The following is a 16526-nucleotide window of genomic DNA, read 5'->3' on the forward strand; positions in this document are numbered from 1 at the left end:
GAGACCTCGCCATGAATTTCGATTTCTCCGACGACCAGAAGCAATTGCGCGATCAGGCGCGGCGGTTTCTTGCCGAGAAGTGCTCGCCGAAGGCGGTGCGGGCCGTGCTCGAAGGCAAGGCCGACTATGACCGTGACCTGTGGAAGGGCCTCGCCGAGATGGGCTTCCTTGGCGTCGCGATTCCCGAGGAATACGGCGGGACCGGTGCGGGCCATCTCGAGCTCTGTGTGATCGCCGAGGAACTCGGCCGCGCGCTCGCCCCGGTGCCGTTCTCGTCGACCGTGTATCTCGCCGCCGAGGCGCTGCTGCTGGCGGGTTCGGAAGAGCAGAAGCAGAAATGGCTGCCGAAGATCTCGTCGGGTGAGGCGATCGGCACGCTGGCGCTGTTCGAAGGCACCGGCAATCCGTCGCCGGCCGCCGTCAAGCTGGCAGTGTCGAACGGCACGCTGACCGGCACCAAGAAGCCGGTCGCCGACGGCGCGATCGCCGATTTCGCCATCGTCGCGGCGCGCACCGGCAACAGCGGCCGCGAGACCGATGTCTCGCTGTTCCTGGTCGATCTCAAGGCCGGTGGCGTCACCGCCAAGCCGCTGCAGAACGTCGATCCGTCGCGCCAGCAGGCCGAGCTGACCTTCGCCGGCGCCAAGGCCGAGCCGCTCGGTGCGGCCAGTGAAGGCTGGAGCATTCTGTCGCGCGTGATGGACCGCGCTGCGGTGCTGATCGCGTTCGAGCAGGTCGGCGGCGCCGACCGTGCACTGGAAATGGGCCGCGACTACGCGCTCGACCGTATCGCGTTTGGCCGGCCGATCGGCTCGTTCCAGGCGATCAAGCACATCCTGGCCGACATGTATGTCTCGGCGACGCTGGCGCGTTCGAATTCCTACTACGGCGCCTGGGCGCTCTCGACCGACGCGGCCGAGCTGCCGGAGGCCGCCGCTGCGGCGCGGATCAGTGCCACGCAGGCGTTCCAGCACTGCGCGAAGCAGAACATCCAGGTGCACGGTGGCATGGGCTTCACCTGGGAGTTCGACTGCCACCTGTACTATCGCCGCTCCAACGCGCTGGCGCTCAGCCTCGGCAGCCAGTCGTATTGGGAAGATCAGCTGATCGATCGGATGCGCCAGAAGAACGCGGCGTAACAACGGCTCCGTAGGATGGGTTGAGCGCCAGCGAAACCCATCTTCTCTTTCGCGTCTGATGATGGGTTTCGCTGCGCTCAACCCATCCTACGAAGACGATTTCGAGGATGAAGTTATGAACTTCGACGATACCCCGCAGGAAGCCGAATTCCGCGCCAAGGCGCGCGCCTGGATCGACGCCAACGCGCCGAAGCAATACGAGGACGAGCTGCGCAAGGCGTCGCTCGGCCGGGTGGTGCTGAAGGGCGCAAATATTCTGGAGGTCGCCAAGGCCTGGCAGAAGAAGAAGGCCGATGCCGGCTGGGCCGTGCCGCATTGGCCGAAGGAATATGGTGGCCGCGGCGCCTCGCCGATCGAGCGCGTGATCTGGCAGCAGGAAGAGGGCGTGTTCGGCAAGCTGACGGCGATGTTCATCATCGGCCAGGGCATGTGCGGGCCGACCATGATGGCCTATGCGTCGGAAGAGCAGAAGCGGCACTACCTGCCGCCGCTCGGCTCCGGCGAGAAGGTGTGGTGCCAGCTGTTCTCCGAGCCGGCCGGCGGCTCCGACGTCGCGGGCCTGCGGACGCGCGCCGAGAAGGACGGTGATGACTGGATCATCAACGGCCAGAAGATCTGGACCTCCGGCGCCCACTACTCGGATTACGGCATCCTGATCACCCGCACCGACCCGACCGTGCCCAAGCACAAGGGGCTGACGATGTTCTTCCTCGACATGAAGAGCCCCGGCGTCGAGGTGCGGCCGATCAAGCAGGCCAACGGCAATTCCGACTTCAACGAGGTGTACTTCACCAACGTGCGGATTCCGGACAGCCAGCGGCTCGGTGCGGTCGGCGACGGCTGGAATGTGTCGCTGACCACGCTGATGAACGAGCGCATGTCGATCGGCGCCAACGTCGCGACCGGCTTCCCGGAGCTGTTCGACTATTGCTCGTCGCTGACGCTCGATGGCGCGCCGGCGCTCGACGATCGCGCGGTGCGCAGCAAGCTGGCGAACTGGGCGGTGAAGGCCAGCGGCCTGCGCTACACCTCGTTCCGCTCGATCTCGGCGCTGTCGAAGGGGCAGCGTCCCGGTCCGGAGAACTCGATCGGCAAGCTGGTCGCCGGCTCGATGATCCAGGAAGTCGCGATGTACGCGCTCGATCTGCAGGGCGCCGCCGGCGTGCTGAGCGGGCCGGAGGATGCCGAAGTCGCCGGCCGTTTCCAGGCGATGCTGCTGCGTTCGCCGGCGACCCGCGTCGAAGGCGGCACCGACGAGATCCTGCGCAACATCATCGCCGAGCGCGTGCTCGGCCTGCCCGGCGACATCCGCGTCGATAAGGACGTGCCGTTCAACCAGATCCCGACCAAGGGGCGGGCGTAGTGCTCATATCATCTTCGTCATTGCGAGGAGCGGAGCGACGAAGCAATCCAGTCTTCTATTGTGGCCCTGGATTGCTTCGCTTCGCTCGCAATGACGAATCCATCCTGAACTGAAGCGAAAGATCGACCATGAATTTCGACGATACCCCGCAGGAAGCCGAGTTCCGCGCCAAGGCTCGCGCGTGGATCGATGCCAACGCGCCGAAGCAGTACGAACAGGAACTGACCAAGTCCGGTCTCGGCCGCATCAGCCTGAAGAATGCCGACATCGTCGAAGTCGGCAAGGCGTGGCAGAAGAAGAAGGCCGAGGGCGGCTGGGCCTGCCTGACTTGGCCGAGCGAATATGGCGGCCGCGGCGCTACCCCGATCGAGAAGGTGATCTGGCAGCAGGAAGAGGGCGTCTACGGCAAGCTGACCCAGCCGTTCCAGATCGGCGAGGGCATGTGCGGCCCGACCGTGATGGCCTACGGTGCCGAGGAGCATAAGCGCCGCTATTTGCCGAAGCTCGCCTCGGGCGAAGAGATCTGGTGTCAGCTGTTCTCCGAGCCGGCCGGCGGCTCCGACGTCGCGGGTCTGCGCACCCGCGCCGAGAAGGACGGCGACGACTGGATCATCAACGGCCAGAAGATCTGGACCTCCGGCGCGCACTACTCGGATTACGGCCTGCTCATCACCCGCACCGACCCGAATGTGCCCAAGCACAAGGGCCTCACCATGTTCTTCCTGGACATGAAGAGCCCCGGCGTCGAGGTGAAGCCGATCAAGCAGGCCAACGGCATGCAGGAATTCAACGAGGTGTTCTTCACCAACGTGCGGATTCCGGACAGCCAGCGGCTCGGCGAAGTCGGCGACGGCTGGAACGTGTCGCTGACCACGCTGATGAACGAGCGCATGTCGATCGGCGCGCGGCTCGCTACCGGCTTCCCGGAGATCTTCGCGTTCTGCAACGATCTGGTGACGGAGAACGGCCCGGCGATCGACGATCCGGCGGTGCGCAGCAAGCTGGCGAACTGGGCGGTCAAGGCCAGCGGCCTGAAGTACACCTCGTATCGCTCGATTTCGGCGCTGTCCAAGGGCCAGCGGCCGGGTCCGGAGAACTCGATCGGCAAGCTGGTCGCCGGCCCGATGCTGCAGGACATCGCCGCGTTCGCGATGGATTTGGAAGGCGCCGCGGGCGTGTTCACCGATCCGGCCGAGGCCGAAGCCGGCGGCAGTTTCCAGGCGATGCTGCTCGGCTCGCCGTCGATGCGCATTGCCGGCGGCACCGACGAGATCCTGCGCAACATCATCGCCGAACGCGTCCTCGGCCTACCTGGTGACATCCGGGTCGACAAGGACGTGCCGTTCAACAAGATCCCGACCAAGGGGCGGTGAGGCTGCGTACTCCTGCCACCGTCATTCCGGGGCGCGAGCGTGAGCTCGCGAACCCGGAATCCCGCAGTTGTTGACTTCGATCGACGAGTTGTGCGCGTTTCAGATTCCGGATTCGCTCACTTCGTGAGCGCTCCGGAATGACGACCATTCAGGAATGAGGCCATCATGACCGACGCCGCTGCGACCACCGCCCCGATCGACGTCCTCGAAGACCTGATGGCGGCGCGCTACTCGTGCCGGGGGTTTCGGCCCGATCCGGTGCCGCGCGAAACCATCGAGCGGATCCTGGGGGCGGCGCAGAAGACCGCGTCGTGGTGCAACAGCCAGCCGTGGCAGGTGGTGATCACCTCGGGCGAGGCAACGGCGAAGTTTCGCGAGGTGATCTATCCGGCTGCCGCCAGCGGCGCGCCGATGTCGGGCGATTTCGAGTTTCCGCGCGAGTATCGCGGCGTCTATCTCGACCGCCGCCGCGAGAGCGGCTTTCAGCTCTACAACGCGGTTGGCATCGCCCGCGGCGACAAGGCCGCGGCCGCCCAGCAGGCGCTGCAGAATTTCAGTTTCTTCGGCGCGCCGCATGTCGCGATCATCACCACCGACGAGGCGCTCGGCGTCTATGGCGCGGTCGACTGCGGTGGCTACGTCACGTCGTTCATGCTGGCCGCGCAGGCGCTCGGCGTCGCCACCGTGCCGCAGGCCGCGCTGGCATTCCATGCCGGCGTCGTCCGCAAGCATTTCGGCCTCGGCGACGATCGCCGCGTCGTCTGCGGCATCTCGTTCGGCTACGCCGACCCCGACCACAAGGCCAATTCGTATCGCACCAACCGTGCAGCGTTGGGTGAGGTCGCGACGTTCGTGGACAAGTAACGGCTTCTCAACGAGTCATTCCGGGGCGCGCGTTTGCGCGAACCCGGAATCTGATGTTTGCACAGCGCCGGAGAGTCCGGGTTCGCCGCTTCGCGGCGCCCCGGAATGACTCGGGGATAGGCTTCGCGGCGCCCCGGAATGACGACGGAGAGGCTGCGATGCGCGGCGTTCAAAACCTCGGCGCGCGTTTCTCTGTGAACGCAGCGATGCCTTCCTTGATTTCGTCGCTGCGCATCGAGGCGCGGGCGCGGGTGTCGGCGGCTTGTTCGTCGAAGGCGGCGCGGGCGAATTCGTTGATGGCGCGCTTCATGCCGGCGACCGCGTTCGGGGCGTTGCCCGCCAGCGTCGTCGCCAGCGCGTCGACCTCGCGGTCGAGCCGGTCCATCGGTACCATCGCGGTGAGATAGCCGATCCGCAGCATCTCGGCGGCGTCGATCCGCTGCGCGGTGAGGAACAGCCGCTTGGCGTTGTCGATGCCGAGGCGGGAGACGTAGCGCTTGATGCCGCCCGGATAGTAATGCAGCCCCAGCCTGGCGGCCGGCATGAACATCTCGGCGGTGTCGACGCCGATGCGGAAATCGCAGGCGAGCGCCAGATCGGTCGAGCCGCCATAGACGCCGCCGTTGAGCCGGCAGATCGTCGGCACCCGCAGATCCTCGAGCCGATTGACCACCACCTCGAACGCCGAGCCGGGGGATTCGGCCTCGACCTCGGCGGTGGCGCGCTCGGCGACTTCGCCGAGATCGAAGCCGGCCGAAAATGCCCGGCCGGTGCCGGTGAGCACCAGCACTCGCACCGCCGGATCGGAGTCGAGCCGCGCGAACTGATCGAGCAGCGTGGCGAGGTCGTCCGGCTGCAGCCGGTTGAGATGCTGGGGCCGGTTCAGCCGGATGGTGGCGCGCGGGCCGTCGATGGTCAGCACCGGCGCGCTGGCAGTGTCGCTATCGGACATCGATAAGGTCTCCTGATCGGAAGCGGGCGGCTGCCGGAAAGGCGCCAGGCCCTGTGCGGGTCGCGGCTGGTGCCGCGGCCGATGGGAAAATAGGCCGGGCAAACTGCCCGCCGGCCAGCCGTCCGTCAACTCGCCGGGGGCAAGCGAGGCCCCGGGCGCCGCTCGCGCAATATGCGTCGGCTGGTTTATAATTCCGTCCGCACCAGCGTGTAGGGAGGAGCGGCGGTCCGAAAGCCCGCGGCTATCTTTCAGATCGCTTCCGCCGGCTTCGGCGCCTTCGATTGCAAGACAACGGTGGGTCCCACATGGATATGTCTCTCATCGCCCAGAATGCCGGCATGGTGAGCAGCGTGTTCGCGACGATCTTCGTGCTCGCGACCGCCACGATGCGGACGATGATTCCATTGCGGGTGTTCGGCATCCTGACCAACCTGCTGCTGATCGCGGTGTCGATCCCGACTCACAACTATCCGACGCTGGCGCTGCATGCGGTGCTGCTGCCGCTCAACGCCTGGCGGCTGCACCAGATGCTGCAGCTGGTGCGCGACGTGAGGAAGTCGGTGAATAGCGATCTGTCGATGGATTGGCTGAAGCCGTTTATGACGGCGCGCAAATGCGCCGCCGGCGAGGAGCTGTTCTACAAGGACGAGCGCGCCGAGGAGATGTTCTACATCGTCAGCGGCCGCTTCCGTCTGGTCGAATCCGGCATCGAGCTGCCGGTCGGCGCCATTGTCGGCGAGCTCGGCATGCTGTCGCCGACCCACACACGGACGCAGACGCTGGAATGCGTCGAGGCCGGCACGGTGCTCGGCGTCAGCTATCGTCAGGTCGAGGAGCTGTACGTGCAGAATCCGGAGTTCGGGTTCTATTTCTTGCGCCTGGCCAGTGCCCGGCTGTTCGAGAACATTGAATCGCTGCAGGCGCGATTGGCCGCGGTCACGCCGCCGCAGCGGACCGACGCCGTCGGCCGGACCGCCTGAGGCTGCGGCGTTGGCCGGCTACATCGACGCGCTGCGTTTCACGCTCGCCGAAATGCTCGGCGAGAATGACCGCGTTGTCGTGCTGAACGCGCCGGCCGCGGCGTCGCCGCCGATTGCGCAGGCTCTGGAGGATTCGGCCGCCCGGCTCGTGCATTATCAGGGGCACCGCTATGCGCGGCTGTATCTCGACCGGATCGGCCGATTCGTCGGGCGCCGAGAAGTGGACGACGCGATGGTGTTGCGGATCGCCGAGCTGCTTGCGATGCGGATGGCGTATGAAGACCCGATCCGGATTGCCCAGCTCACGCTGCAGGAAGCGGCGAGCGCGCCCTCAGGCCGTTCGATGCCGCGGATCGACCGCAGATGCCGGTTTCGAATCGACGAGGTGGTGGCGGCGCTGCCGGTGGTGGTGGCCGATCCGACGCTCAAGGTGCTGAACTATCTCGGCTGGCTGCACATGCCGGTGAAGATGCGCTTCAACGGCAGCGGCTGGCTCGGCATCCGTAAGCTGCGGATCATCTCCTGGTTGCGGCGCTGGCGGTTGCTGTCGATTCGCTACGCCAACGAGCGCAAATGGGTTGAGCGCTGGCTGCACATGATCGACCGCTGCCTCGCCGCCCGTCCTGAAGCCGCGACGGCCGTGGTCGAAAGCGCCACCATGGTTCGCGGCTATGGCGATGGCTATCGCTACGGTATGGCGAATTGGACGCTGATCATCGACGCGCTGGTGAAGCCGGCGGTGAACGGCACGCTGCCGCTGCCGGATCTGGCGCAGGCGATTGCGGAGGCGCGCGCTGCCGCGCTGCCGGATCGCAAGCAGACCAGCCTAAAGCGCGCGATCGAGGCCATCCGAGCGAGGTGCGATGCGATGCCGATCCAGGCCGCGGCCTCGTGACCGACATGCCGATCGTGCCACCCGGGTACCGTTTATGTGCGATGCGTGCGCGGCGTGAATTGCACAGCCATATGAGGGCTGTACGCTGGCAGCCACGTGCATTCAGTCGCGAGAAATGTCATAAAACTGCGCTGGTCGATGTCGACCGGCTGCGATGCGAAGCCTCTGCGCGGGAGGGTAGGCGATCGGACTGTCGAGCCCCGACAGCGGTCGCCATCACTGCCCCCAAGGCCCAAGCGAAGGTGCGAGCTTGATCCTTCCCGAATTGTCGTCGTCGATTGCGGTGGGCGCACTGATCTATTGGATGCTGCTCCTCACCATCAAACACGTGTTCGCGGACTTCATCTTCCAGAACAAGTGGATGGCGATGGGCAAGGACGCCAAGACCGGGTGGGCGCTGCCGCTGCTGGCGCATTGCAGCGTGCATCTGGTGATGACGACGCTGCTGATGCTGATCCTTGCGCCGCGCTACTGGTACATCGGCGTGATCGATTTCCTGATTCATCTCGCGATCGATCGTCTCAAGGGCTTCCTCGTCGCTACTTACGACGTGACTAATCAGGATCGCTGGTTCTGGTGGCTGATCGGCACCGATCAGGCGCTGCATCATCTGACCGGCTTCGGCCTCGCCATCGTCCTCGCGGCAAATCCGTGATCCGCTGAAGCGCGAGTTGAGGCACTCCGATATCGCACCGCCGGTTCCGCACTCCGTCAATTTGTCAGCGGGGTGTGCACGGAAAACTCACGATCAGACTCAATCGCACCGTTCAATCCGCGGGAATACGCGGATTCGAGGTAGAGCCACGTAGTTGTACGCGGTGCGGCGTTAACTGCTGCATGACTTGCGAGTGATTAGCGTCGTTGCGATCAGCAGGGGTGCTGACCGCACGCGAGGTCGTGGCGGATAACCCGAAGTTCCGGTGTCATGGCCCGCCATTTGGAATCGCAGCTCGACTTCATCTTCTTTTTCTACGGGCTGTCGTTCATCCTGCTTGGCGCCCTCTGTCTCGTGCTGGCGCGCGGCCGTGACGACGATCGTGGAACAACGATCCGCTGGATCGGACTGTTCGGCTGCGTCCATGGCGCCAACGAATGGCTGGACATGCTCGCGCTGATCGCGGGCGATAGTACTGAATTCTTGGTGGTGCGCGCGGCGGTTCTGACCGCGTCGTTCGTCCTGCTGGCGGAGGCGGGACGAAACGGCGGGATCACACGCGACCTGGCCATGCCTGGACCTTGGATCTACATCCCGATCCTGGTTGCAATCGGCGCGATCGGCTTCGTCGACGGCATCGAATCTGCGAAGGCGGCGACCCGCTATCTGCTCGCCGCGCCGGGCGCGATCCTGGTGGCCTTCACGGTGTTCACCGGCCGACATCACGATCTCCATATGAACCGCTCGCTGATGGCGGGCGTGGCGATCGCTTTCGCACTTTACGCGGTGGCGGCTGGCATGATTGTCGAAACCGCGCCGTTCTGGCCGGCCAGGACTTTCAATCAGGAGATGTTCCAGCGCGTCACCGGCGTGCCAATTCAACTCGTGCGCGGGCTGATCGCGGTGGCACTGGCGGCGCTGATCTGGGCGGCCTGGGGTCGCCGGGTGATGGAAACGCTCGACTACCCCGGTTATTCGCTGCACCTGAAACGGCAGTTCGTCGGTGTGCTGACGACCTTGCTGCTGGTCTTGGCGCTGGGCTGGGCGCTGACCGACTATCTCGGCGAGATCCATCGTGACGACGTCGAAAGCGAAGCTGCCGGCGACGTCGCTCTGCTGGTCAGCGGTGTGGAGCGCGAAACCACCATCGCCGACGCGATGGTGAAGGCGATCGCGGCGTCTCCATCGGTTCAACTGCTGCTCGGTGACAGGGAAAGCGGCCGCGTGACCAATCTGTCGATGCTCGAGATCGACGCCGGAGTGATCCACGCGATGCGCGGCCTGATCGTCAACCGCGCCGGAGACATCGTCGGATCGTCAGATTCGTCGGATCAGAGCTGGTTGGGCATGCCAAATCTGCGCTCGGTCGATTGGTTTGAGCAGGCGATCGCCGGCCGGCCCGTGCACCAGATCCGGGTCGATCCGCCCCTACGCTTGCGGACCTATCTGACCGCGTCCCCGATCCGCGATGCGCAAGGAGAGATTCAAGGCATCGCGATGCTCGAGATCTCGCTGGAGACGCTCGCGGAGCTGATGACCCGCTTCGACCAGGCGTTCTTCGTCGTCGATGCTCGTGGGCTGGTGGTCATCACGAACCGCAGGGACGAGCTGTTCCGAACGCTGTGGCCGCGGCCGGATCTGCCGCGTCTTCAGATCGCCGAACAGTTCGGGGCATCGGGGCGCACCATGTTGGCCCGCGAGATCTTCGGCGGCGACTGGGTGGAGTTCGGCGGGCGACGCAGCTACGTGCTCAGGCAGCCGATCGACAGCACTCAGATGTCGCTGGTCCTCGTCATCCCGGTGAAGGGGATCTTTGCCAGCCGGCTGCTCGGCATCATCATCACGCTCCAGGTCGCGATCGCTGCGCTGTTCTATTTCTTCGGCATGGACCGCGGGGTGCGGGACCGCTTTGAGCGCCGGCTTCGCGAGGAACTGCTGACTCAGACCGAAGATCTTGCCCGCCAGGCCGCTACGGACCCACTGACCGGATTGGCGAACCGGATGAAGTTCGATGCACGCCTGAGCGAGGAGTTGGCGCGGTCGCAACGCAGCCGAAGAGTATTTTCGCTGATCATCTTCGATATCGACCACTTCAAGGAAGTCAACGATATCTACGGCCATCCGGTCGGCGACCAAGTGCTGGTCCGGCTGTCGCGGACCATCGGCGCGAGCGTCCGGCAGGCCGATCTGCTGGCGCGCTGGGGCGGCGAAGAATTCGCGATCCTACTGCCCGACACCGATGCGGCGGCGGCCTATGAAACCGCCAAGAAGCTGCGCCTGCTGGTGGCGCATACCATCTTCGAGCATGTCGGCACGATCACCGCGAGCTTCGGCGTCGCCCAGGTTATGCCCGGCGATCATGCCGACACCTTGGTGGCACGCGCCGACAACGCGCTGTACCGAGCCAAGCTGAACGGCCGCAACCGGGTCGAGCTCAGCCTTCCGGTGATCGAAGTCGTCGAGCTTTCACCCACGGCGTAGCTCGCCAGGCGGAGCCTTGTACTTCTCGTCGTGGATGAGCACCCGATTCCGCAAGGCGTGGAGTTCGCACAGTCACCTCGGGATGGCCGGGGCCTGTCCCGGCCAACCACGACTGTTCGTGACTGCTGCCCCAAGACGTGGATACGCGGCGCGCCCCGGTACCTGTGGAAGCTGTGTCCGGGTATCTGGCCGGGCTCTCAGGCGCTCAGCCGATCCTCCGGCGCCGGCGCGGAACTCTCAGTCGGGGCCTCTTGCTTCTGCAGATGCGGAGCGAGTTTGGCGTTGGCCTTCATGAATTGATGCTGCCATGCCATGCCGTCTTCGAGCAGGCGAGCCGCCGCGCCGCTGAGCCAGTCCTGATACTCGCGGAAGGCATCGAGCGGCGTTGTCGCTTCGCCGATCCGCCGGGCCGCTTCGAGAGCGGCTCGGGTTCCAATTCGCCGGCGCTCAAACCAGCCGTCGGCAAACTCCTTCATGTTGTCGAGAACGGTCGCTTCGCCTTCCCAGAACTTGATGCCCATCGGGGCGTAGGTCTTGGCGGCGGGCTGTAACAGGTTGGGGAACAACGAGACCGGATCAGCCATGGGTACTCTCCATCGTGAAGATGAACGAACTCACTGAACCGAAAAGCCGCTCTTAAGCGCGGCAGCCAAATAGTTAACCGATTAGATGGCGGCGTCACGACGAAACTGCAGATCGTCGCGAATCGTGATCGACGTTTAGTTCCATGCGTCTGGTGCAACGGCTGGTAGTGGTATCAGGTTGTGTAGTTAAGAGGTCCTTAACAAAATCGGCCGCATCCTCACGATCGCAACCTGTTCGGGAGAAGGCCGATGTGGTCCAGCCGTGAAGCTTTCGAGAACGACGCTTGCCCGGTCCGTGAGGAACTGCTGGGCCAGATGTACCGAGCCAATGAGAACGGGCTGTCGCAGCTCGTCGACAGCGTATCCGGCGATGTCCGGGCGATGTTGGCGCTGTTTTGCTATCGCCGCGCTCATTTGCAGCCGTTGGCGCTGGCCGTTGCCGCGACCTGCGACGAACGCGACCTGATCCAGGCCGGTGGCCGAGCAGGTTCCGTTCTCTATGCCCTGGCGCACGAAAAGCGCCGTCCGGCGATCAGCAGCTACTCGCAGCGCAAATCGATCACGCTCTCGACTGCGCCGCTCGCCAGTTTCGCGCCACTCGATCAGGAAGCGGACGTGGAACTCGACGATGAGCCGGCGCCGGACGCCCCTAACTGATCGACTTCAGCCTGCGATCGCAGTAGAAAGCGGCGGGAGACGGAACTTCCGCCGCGCCATCAGGCATTCCGGATCGCCGGGCTGGCAGTCGCGGCAGACCTCGGGACGCAGCGCGTAGATCGTGCAGGCGGTTGCCTGACCGATGGTCCCGTTCAGCGCGGCACAGCGATTATCCTCGCAGCGCATGCCCGACAGCCGCTCATTGACCAGCGCGGCCGGAATCGCGTCCAGCGCAGTGTCGTCCTCGATCGTGAAGCGGGGCCAGTTTTCCGAATAGCCGCAGCAGGCGCCGCAGCTCTGGCAGGGGGTGTCGGCTTCGATCGGGGGAAGGACGGTCATCGGCCCTCTTTATCCCGCCACGGCTGGGCGGGAAACCGCCGCTTGGGCGGATCGCCCCGGCATTATTCCCGCGCCTTCGTGGCCGCGGCGAGCAGCGCCTCCAGTTCGGCGATCCGGATGTCACGCGATGTGATCGCCGCGGCGACGTCCGCCGCGTCGAATTTCTGCGGGATGTGCTGGGGGCAGTTGCTGTCCCAGGCCGCGACCTCGAACAGGATCGCCTGTTCGGGCCTTGCCTTGTAGCCCTTCGGCATCAGCCGCGCGATCAGCTCGGGATCGTCCTCGATCACCTTGGCGCGGCCCCAGATCTTGATGCGGCGGCGGTGCGCATAGTCGATCACGAACAGATAGGCCTTCGGGTTTTCGGCCAGATTGCCTTGGGTGATGAACTGCTGATTGCCCTTGAAGTCGGCGAAACCGATGGTGTGCTCGTCGAGCACGTGAAGGAAGCCGGCCGGACCGCCGCGATGCTGGATGTAGGGCTGCCCGTCGGCGCTGGCGGTGGCGAGCAGCACGCTGGTCTGGGCGTGGAGGAAGGCGGCCAAATTCTCGTCGATTGTGGTGGACCAGCCGCCGTTGCGCTCGACGCGGGCATAGGCGTGGCGCGATCCCTTGCGGGCCTGGATTGCCTTGACGGTCGGCGTGAACGCGATGTCGCTTGAGACGTGCTGGGCTTCGGCCAATGTGACCCTCCTGCTCGATGTCCCCGAGTAGATCGTTCTTTCCCTTTGCCGGAACAATCAGTTGATTTGACACTTCATTGTTGCGCGTTCTGAAATGATGGCATGGACCGATTGGACACGATGACGGCGTTCGTCGCGGTCGCCGACCTTCAAGGCTTCGCGCCGGCTGCGCGGAAGCTCGGGTTGTCGCCCTCGGCGGTGACCCGGATGGTCGCGGCGCTGGAAGAACGTCTCGGCACCCGGCTGTTGCAGCGGACGACCCGCTCGGTTGCGCTCACCGATACCGGGGCCCGCTATCTGGAGCGGGTGCGGCGGATTTTGGCCGACGTTGAAGAGGCAGACGCGTCGGCCGCGGCCGAGCGCGTCACGCCCTCCGGCCGGCTGGTGGTTTCGGCGCCGGTCGGTTTCGGCCGGCGTCATGTCGCGCCGCTTCTGTCGGACTATCTGCGGCGTTATCCGGAGGTGACCGGCGAATTGCGGCTGTCGGATCTGATGATCAACCTGGTCGAGGACGGCGTCGATTGCGCGGTGCGGATCGGGCATCTGGCGGATTCGAGCCTAGTGGCGCGGCAGCTCGGTGCGATGCGCCGGATCGTGGTGGCATCCCCGGACTATCTGGCGGCGCGCGGCATTCCGGCGACGCCGGCAGAGATCACGGCGCACGATGTGATTCATTTCGGACAGACCGGCGCGCCGGTCGGCTGGCACTTCGTCGTCGATGGTCGCGATATCCGCGTCGCGTGCACACCGCGCCTTATCAGCAATGTCGCCGACGTCGCGATCCTGGATGCCGAGCGGGGCGGCGGCCTGACCCGCGTGCTGGCCTATCAGGCGGCGGATGCAATCGCCGCGGGTCGGCTGCAGATCGTGCTGGCGGACTACGAAGTGCCGCCGCTGCCGATTGCGATCGTGTATCCGACCTCACGCCTGTTGTCGGCGAAGGTGCGCGCTTTCATCGATCTTGCGGCGGAGACGAGCGATTGGCGCTTCGGCGGCGACGGAAAGAGGGGCGGCGCGTGACGGCGGATCTGTTCGACGGTCTCGGCGACGCGCCGCGGCGGGAAGACATCGCGCCGGGTGCAGCGTTACTAAGCGGCTTCGCCCGTGCCAATGAGCGAGACCTGCTCGCCGCGATCGACGCGGTGGTGGCGCGCGCACCATTCCGGCACATGATGACGCCGGGCGGTCACACGATGAGTGTGGCGATGACCAGCTGTGGGTCCGTCGGTTGGGTCACCGACCGCCGCGGTTATCGCTACTCGCCGACCGATCCGGACAGCGCGACGCCGTGGCCCGAGATGCCTGGGGTGCTCCGCGATCTTGCGCAACGCGCTGCCGTCGAAATCGGCTTTTCCGGCTTCGATCCCGACGCCTGCCTGATCAATCGCTACGTGCCCGGCGCCAAGATGGCGCTGCATCAGGACAAGGACGAAGCCGATTTCTCGGCGCCGATCGTCTCGGTGTCACTCGGCCTGCCGGCGACCTTTCAGTTCGGCGGCATGGCCCGCAGCGACAAGCCGCGACGCTACGAGCTGCGCCACGGCGATGTGCTGGTGTGGGGCGGCCCGTCGCGGCTGGTGTATCACGGCGTGCTGACGCTGAAGGACGGCGAGCATCCGCTGCTCGGCCGGCAGCGGATCAACCTGACCTTCCGCAAGGCGCTGTAGCGTGCGCTAACCCTTCGGCCGCTTGTCGAACACCCGCCGGGCTTTGCCGAGGGAGCGCTCCAGCGTGTCGGGCGGCACCACTTTAATGGTGGTCGAGATGCCGATGGTGTTCTTGATCAGGTGCGCGACGCGTTCGGCGTGCGGCACCAGGCCGGTGCCGTCCCAGCTTTCGGGCCGCGCTTCGGCCAGCACCGTCATCTCGTCCATCCTGCCTTCGCGCGTCAGCTCGATGATGAAGTGTCCGCCGCACCAGTCGGTGCCGAGCAGCACTTCCTCGATCTGGGTCGGAAACACGTTGACGCCGCGCAGAATGATCATGTCGTCGGAGCGGCCGGTGATCTTCTCCATCCGCCGCATCCCGGGCCGCGCGGTGCCCGGCAGCAGCCGCGTCAGGTCGCGGGTGCGATAACGGATCACCGGGAAGGCTTCCTTGGTCAGCGAGGTAAACACCAGTTCGCCCTTCTCGCCATCGGGCAGCACGTCGCCGGTCTCGGGATCGATCACTTCCGGATAGAAGTGATCCTCCCAGATGTGCAGGCCGTCCTTGGTCTCGACGCATTCTTGCGCGACGCCGGGGCCGATTACTTCCGACAGCCCATAGATATCGGTCGCGTCCATGTCGAACGCCTGCTCGATCTCGGCGCGCATCGCGTTGGTCCACGGCTCGGCACCGAACACGCCGTATCTCAGCGAGGACTGCCGCGGTTCGAGGCCCTGGCGTTTGAATTCATCGAGGATCGCCAGCATGTAGCTCGGCGTTACGGTGATGACGTCGGGGCGGAAGTCGTTGATCAGCTGCACCTGCCGCTCGGTCATGCCACCGGACACCGGCACCACGGTGCAGCCGAGCTTTTCTCCGCCGTAATGCGCGCCGAGGCCGCCGGTGAACAGGCCATAGCCGTAGGAGTTGTGAATGATCATGCCGCGCCGCGCGCCGGCGGCGCGCAGCGAGCGCGCCATCACGGTGGCCCATGTGTCGATGTCCTTCTGCGTGTAGCCGACCACGATCGGCTTGCCGGTGGTGCCCGACGAGGCGTGGACGCGCACCAGGTTTTCGCGCGGCACCGCGAACATCGCGAACGGGTAGTTGTCGCGCAGGTCGGTCTTCACCGTGAACGGAAACTTCGACAGATCGGAGAGCTGGCGGAAGTCCGACGGATGCACGCCCTTGCGGTCGAACGCAGCTTTGTAGTGCGCGACGTTGTCGTAGGCGTGCTTCAGCGACCAGGCCAGCCGCTTGGTCTGCAGCGCGACGATCTCATCGCGCGAGGCGCGTTCGGCGTCGTCGAGTTCGGGATTGTAGGTGCCCGGCTTGATCTGGTGCACGGTTGCGGCCATCGCCGTCTCCTCCCTCAGCGTGGGTCTGGTTGTTGCGGGGGCACCAGCGTGCCGCCGATCGAGCGCGAATGGCCGCGGAATTCGGCGATCACCGTCGAGCCCGAGGTGACGCGGACGTCGTAGATGCCGCTGCGGCCGGAGCGCGACACTTCGCGCGCGGTGGCGACCAGCCGGGCGCCGAGTTTGCCGGGGCGGATGAAGGTGATCGCGCCCTGCGCCGCGACGGTCGAGTCGTTGTAGGAGTTGCAGGCGTAGGCGAAGGCCGAGTCGGCGAGGGTGAAGATGAAGCCGCCATGGGCGATGCCGTGGCCATTGACCATGTCGGTGGTCACCGTCATCGCCAGCGTCGCGAAGCCGGCGCCGATCTCGACGATCTCCATGCCGAGCGCCTTGCTGGCGTGATCGTTGGTCCACATCGCATCGGCACAGGCCCGCGCCAGTTGGTCCGGCGATAGGTCGACCTGCGTCTGCGGAGCCGCCACGGTCACTGCGGGCTCCTGCAGGCGCAAGACAGCGACATGCCGCAAGGCCACGACGCCTGATCGGCGATCAGGTC

The 16526-nt window shown here is 65.4% G+C and carries 17 protein-coding genes; 11 read left to right on the top strand and 6 right to left on the bottom strand.

Features of this window, described 5'->3' with window-relative positions; all coding sequences use genetic code 11:
- Positions 1 to 11 precede the first annotated feature (11 nt).
- The 4 genes from VRZ08_RS16145 (at position 12) to VRZ08_RS16160 (ending at position 4739) form a co-directional block, all read left to right on the top strand.
- Positions 12 to 1139 (top strand): acyl-CoA dehydrogenase family protein, encoded by a 1128-nt coding sequence (locus VRZ08_RS16145; RefSeq protein ID WP_414533183.1) that lies wholly within the window; start codon positions 12 to 14, stop codon positions 1137 to 1139.
- 115 nt (positions 1140 to 1254) lie between these two features.
- Positions 1255 to 2502 (top strand): acyl-CoA dehydrogenase, encoded by a 1248-nt coding sequence (locus VRZ08_RS16150; protein ID WP_107343689.1) that lies wholly within the window; start codon positions 1255 to 1257, stop codon positions 2500 to 2502.
- A gap of 128 nt (positions 2503 to 2630) precedes the next feature.
- Positions 2631 to 3875 (top strand): acyl-CoA dehydrogenase, encoded by a 1245-nt coding sequence (locus VRZ08_RS16155; protein WP_230761397.1) that lies wholly within the window; start codon positions 2631 to 2633, stop codon positions 3873 to 3875.
- 165 nt (positions 3876 to 4040) lie between these two features.
- The gene (locus tag VRZ08_RS16160; protein WP_414533184.1) at positions 4041 to 4739 is read left to right on the top strand and encodes a nitroreductase; all 699 of its coding nucleotides are present in this window, start codon (positions 4041 to 4043) and stop codon (positions 4737 to 4739) included.
- A 169-nt stretch (positions 4740 to 4908) separates the two neighbouring features.
- Here VRZ08_RS16160 and VRZ08_RS16165 read toward each other — a convergent pair whose 3' ends face one another.
- On the bottom strand, positions 4909 to 5691 hold the full coding sequence (locus VRZ08_RS16165) for an enoyl-CoA hydratase/isomerase family protein (RefSeq protein ID WP_414533185.1): 783 nt from the start codon (positions 5689 to 5691) through the stop codon (positions 4909 to 4911).
- 305 nt (positions 5692 to 5996) lie between these two features.
- Here VRZ08_RS16165 and VRZ08_RS16170 point away from each other — a divergent pair, with 305 nt between their 5' ends.
- The 4 genes from VRZ08_RS16170 (at position 5997) to VRZ08_RS16185 (ending at position 10702) form a co-directional block, all read left to right on the top strand.
- Positions 5997 to 6671, top strand: coding sequence for a Crp/Fnr family transcriptional regulator (locus VRZ08_RS16170; protein ID WP_264076069.1), 675 nt, complete (start codon positions 5997 to 5999; stop codon positions 6669 to 6671).
- A 10-nt stretch (positions 6672 to 6681) separates the two neighbouring features.
- Complete coding sequence (locus VRZ08_RS16175) at positions 6682 to 7566, top strand: DUF6537 domain-containing protein (RefSeq protein ID WP_414533186.1); 885 nt, start codon at positions 6682 to 6684, stop codon at positions 7564 to 7566.
- Between the two features lie 250 nt (positions 7567 to 7816).
- Positions 7817 to 8221 (top strand): DUF3307 domain-containing protein, encoded by a 405-nt coding sequence (locus VRZ08_RS16180; protein WP_107354887.1) that lies wholly within the window; start codon positions 7817 to 7819, stop codon positions 8219 to 8221.
- A 354-nt stretch (positions 8222 to 8575) separates the two neighbouring features.
- Positions 8576 to 10702 carry a diguanylate cyclase gene (locus VRZ08_RS16185; RefSeq protein ID WP_414533187.1) on the top strand — a complete coding sequence of 709 codons (2127 nt, stop codon included), beginning with the start codon at positions 8576 to 8578 and terminating at the stop codon, positions 10700 to 10702.
- A 197-nt stretch (positions 10703 to 10899) separates the two neighbouring features.
- On the opposite strand, the gene VRZ08_RS16190 is transcribed toward VRZ08_RS16185, so the two are convergent.
- Positions 10900 to 11286 carry a hypothetical protein gene (locus VRZ08_RS16190; RefSeq protein WP_408018281.1) on the bottom strand — a complete coding sequence of 129 codons (387 nt, stop codon included), beginning with the start codon at positions 11284 to 11286 and terminating at the stop codon, positions 10900 to 10902.
- 249 nt (positions 11287 to 11535) lie between these two features.
- Between VRZ08_RS16190 and VRZ08_RS16195 the strand changes: the two genes are divergently transcribed.
- Positions 11536 to 11943, top strand: coding sequence for a hypothetical protein (locus tag VRZ08_RS16195; RefSeq protein ID WP_414533188.1), 408 nt, complete (start codon positions 11536 to 11538; stop codon positions 11941 to 11943).
- Between the two features lie 6 nt (positions 11944 to 11949).
- Here the strand turns inward: VRZ08_RS16195 and VRZ08_RS16200 are convergent, their stop codons facing one another.
- Together VRZ08_RS16200 and VRZ08_RS16205 are read right to left on the bottom strand one after the other, a co-directional pair.
- The gene (locus tag VRZ08_RS16200) at positions 11950 to 12282 is read right to left on the bottom strand and encodes a YkgJ family cysteine cluster protein (RefSeq protein WP_414533189.1); all 333 of its coding nucleotides are present in this window, start codon (positions 12280 to 12282) and stop codon (positions 11950 to 11952) included.
- Between the two features lie 62 nt (positions 12283 to 12344).
- Positions 12345 to 12965 carry a pyridoxamine 5'-phosphate oxidase family protein gene (locus VRZ08_RS16205; protein ID WP_414533190.1) on the bottom strand — a complete coding sequence of 207 codons (621 nt, stop codon included), beginning with the start codon at positions 12963 to 12965 and terminating at the stop codon, positions 12345 to 12347.
- Positions 12966 to 13067: 102 nt separating this feature from the next.
- Between VRZ08_RS16205 and VRZ08_RS16210 the strand changes: the two genes are divergently transcribed.
- Both VRZ08_RS16210 and alkB read left to right on the top strand, forming a co-directional pair.
- On the top strand, positions 13068 to 13985 hold the full coding sequence (locus tag VRZ08_RS16210; protein ID WP_414533191.1) for a LysR family transcriptional regulator: 918 nt from the start codon (positions 13068 to 13070) through the stop codon (positions 13983 to 13985).
- Entirely contained in the window at positions 13982 to 14632 is a 651-nt protein-coding gene (gene alkB, locus VRZ08_RS16215; RefSeq protein WP_414533192.1) for a DNA oxidative demethylase AlkB, read from the top strand. Before VRZ08_RS16210 ends, alkB begins: the two co-directional genes overlap by 4 nt.
- Before the next feature lie 6 nt (positions 14633 to 14638).
- On the opposite strand, the gene paaK is transcribed toward alkB, so the two are convergent.
- Positions 14639 to 15970 (bottom strand): phenylacetate--CoA ligase PaaK, encoded by a 1332-nt coding sequence (paaK, locus tag VRZ08_RS16220; RefSeq protein ID WP_414533193.1) that lies wholly within the window; start codon positions 15968 to 15970, stop codon positions 14639 to 14641.
- A 14-nt stretch (positions 15971 to 15984) separates the two neighbouring features.
- Positions 15985 to 16458 (bottom strand): hydroxyphenylacetyl-CoA thioesterase PaaI, encoded by a 474-nt coding sequence (gene paaI / locus VRZ08_RS16225; protein WP_414533194.1) that lies wholly within the window; start codon positions 16456 to 16458, stop codon positions 15985 to 15987.
- Positions 16459 to 16526: the final 68 nt, after the last annotated feature.

The sequence above is a fragment of the Rhodopseudomonas sp. G2_2311 genome, assembly GCF_047501505.1.
In the GTDB taxonomy this organism is placed as follows: Bacteria; Pseudomonadota; Alphaproteobacteria; order Rhizobiales; family Xanthobacteraceae; genus Rhodopseudomonas; species Rhodopseudomonas palustris_H.

What these genes read in the sequence shown, in the direction of transcription:
- VRZ08_RS16145 (WP_414533183.1), top strand. Translation starts at nt 12, where the DNA reads ATGAATTTCGATTTCTCCGACGACCAGAAGCAATTGCGCGATCAGGCG.
- VRZ08_RS16150 (WP_107343689.1), top strand. Translation starts at nt 1,255, where the DNA reads ATGAACTTCGACGATACCCCGCAGGAAGCCGAATTCCGCGCCAAGGCG.
- VRZ08_RS16155 (WP_230761397.1), top strand. Translation starts at nt 2,631, where the DNA reads ATGAATTTCGACGATACCCCGCAGGAAGCCGAGTTCCGCGCCAAGGCT.
- VRZ08_RS16160 (WP_414533184.1), top strand. Translation starts at nt 4,041, where the DNA reads ATGACCGACGCCGCTGCGACCACCGCCCCGATCGACGTCCTCGAAGAC.
- VRZ08_RS16165 (WP_414533185.1), bottom strand. Translation starts at nt 5,691, where the DNA reads ATGTCCGATAGCGACACTGCCAGCGCGCCGGTGCTGACCATCGACGGC.
- VRZ08_RS16170 (WP_264076069.1), top strand. Translation starts at nt 5,997, where the DNA reads ATGGATATGTCTCTCATCGCCCAGAATGCCGGCATGGTGAGCAGCGTG.
- VRZ08_RS16190 (WP_408018281.1), bottom strand. Translation starts at nt 11,286, where the DNA reads ATGGCTGATCCGGTCTCGTTGTTCCCCAACCTGTTACAGCCCGCCGCC.
- VRZ08_RS16195 (WP_414533188.1), top strand. Translation starts at nt 11,536, where the DNA reads ATGTGGTCCAGCCGTGAAGCTTTCGAGAACGACGCTTGCCCGGTCCGT.
- VRZ08_RS16200 (WP_414533189.1), bottom strand. Translation starts at nt 12,282, where the DNA reads ATGACCGTCCTTCCCCCGATCGAAGCCGACACCCCCTGCCAGAGCTGC.
- VRZ08_RS16210 (WP_414533191.1), top strand. Translation starts at nt 13,068, where the DNA reads ATGGACCGATTGGACACGATGACGGCGTTCGTCGCGGTCGCCGACCTT.
- paaK (WP_414533193.1), bottom strand. Translation starts at nt 15,970, where the DNA reads ATGGCCGCAACCGTGCACCAGATCAAGCCGGGCACCTACAATCCCGAA.